This window comes from Vibrio sp. 10N.222.55.C7 (genome assembly GCF_041473335.1).
GTDB lineage: Bacteria > Pseudomonadota > Gammaproteobacteria > Enterobacterales > Vibrionaceae > Vibrio > Vibrio crassostreae_C.
Map to the genome: position 1 here is coordinate 1 of NZ_JBFRSC010000095.1, position 1,674 is coordinate 1,674.

Below are 1,674 nucleotides of genomic sequence, written 5' to 3' on the forward strand. Positions count from 1 at the left end.
CTAATTTAGGCAACAACGCCGCTCCAAACTGTCTTGAAACCCACGTCCCCTTTTTTGGGGTGAGAGGGGGGGACTTTGCTTTTCATTTTTTCCTAGAGCTGATGTTTTCATACTTGCCTCCTGTATACATGAGGAGCAAAACAATGACAACTATCCAACCTGGTACAACAAAAGAACTAGTAATCAATTGGCACCTAACAGAAGTCTGTAATTACGGTTGCACATACTGCTTCGCAAAATGGGGACGCCCCAATGAACTACATCGTTCCGAGCAAGAAGTTGCAAAGTTACTAGATAAACTAGCTAACTACTTCATCAAAGGCACTCCAACCTTAAAAGAGGAGCTTGGTTACGAAAGTGTTCGCCTTAATTTTGCTGGCGGTGAGCCTATGATGCTAGGAGATACATTCATTACTGCTTTGATGCTGGCAAAACAAAAAGGCTTTAGTACTTCAACCATAACTAACGGACATTATTTAAGTTACGACAAACTGGCATTGCCTAAAGGTATACTGGATATGATTGGAATAAGCTTTGACAGTCAAAGCTTAAACACACGGAGAAAAATTGGAAGGAAAGACCGAAAAGGGAATTCTCTCAGCTCTGACGATCTAAAACAGGCACTAGCACGCCTGACTCAGTCCCAAGAGGGTATAAAAACAAAGATCAACACTGTCGTGAATAGTCTTAATTTCGAAGAAGATTTCTCTGAACTAATCGCCGAACTAAAACCCTACAAATGGAAAATCTTGCATGTCATGCCATATGGTGATGATGAACTACTTGTTTCCAAGGCACAGTTTAACAGTTTTTTAGAAAGGCACAGTGGATTGGGGTTACCTGTCTTTGCAGAGTCTAACTCTACGATGACAGAATCATACTTGATGATTGATCCTCAGGGGCGCTTTTACCAGAATTCCGCCAATAAATCCGGATATAAGTACAGTGAGAATATTAATCTATGTGGTGTAGAGAGTGCCCTTGCTCAAATTCAGTTTAATCCAAGAACCTTTGCTTCAAGATATCGCAAAGCCGATATTAACGTTGTAGAGCTTTAAGGATACCGGTATGAAAAGCGAAACATGTTTGGGAAAAATGTCCGGCCAACCCTTAACTGAATATTACACCGAAGATGATGCTCAAAATGCAGCAGAGTATTCTAAAGAGCATTATGGCAATGATTTAACTCCTTACAATTGCACTAAGTGTGGACTTTGGCATCTATCACCACGGAGTAGGCAAACCTCAAGTAAAAAATGTAGCCGTTGTACTGGTCGAGACGGCGTTTACAAGGACTCTTATCACTCCAAACGGGAAGCTCGGCTTAGAGCAGATATCATCTACGAAGAACACGGCATTAGCTTACGGACCTATAAATGCAAATATAGCTCAGGATGGCATCTAACAAAGGATGAAAAATAGATATTGTAGTTGCTAACATTGCAATTTATGCAGTGTTAGCACCATATCCGCCCCAAAAATACCTGAGGACTGGATAAGCATATATGAAGATAAGTATGTAAAATGTTCACATGCCAAAGTCAGATTCTGTTGGTTGATAACACATAATGAGATAAAGGCGTGTTACGATCTCAATCTGAGAGGCCTTTAGGTAAAAATGCATGGGTAAATGATTGATTACTGATGATGAGCTTCAGGGCAAGATTACGAAGC

At 40.6% G+C, this 1,674-nt stretch carries 2 protein-coding genes; both read left to right on the plus strand.

What is annotated here, in order from left to right; all coding sequences use genetic code 11:
- Positions 1 to 143 precede the first annotated feature (143 nt).
- Positions 144 to 1,058, plus strand: a complete 915-nt coding sequence (locus AB4482_RS22720) for a viperin family antiviral radical SAM protein (protein WP_372181777.1) — start codon at positions 144 to 146, stop codon at positions 1,056 to 1,058.
- A gap of 10 nt (positions 1,059 to 1,068) precedes the next feature.
- The gene (locus AB4482_RS22725) at positions 1,069 to 1,422 is read left to right on the plus strand and encodes a hypothetical protein (protein ID WP_372154562.1); all 354 of its coding nucleotides are present in this window, start codon (positions 1,069 to 1,071) and stop codon (positions 1,420 to 1,422) included.
- Positions 1,423 to 1,674 lie beyond the last annotated feature (252 nt).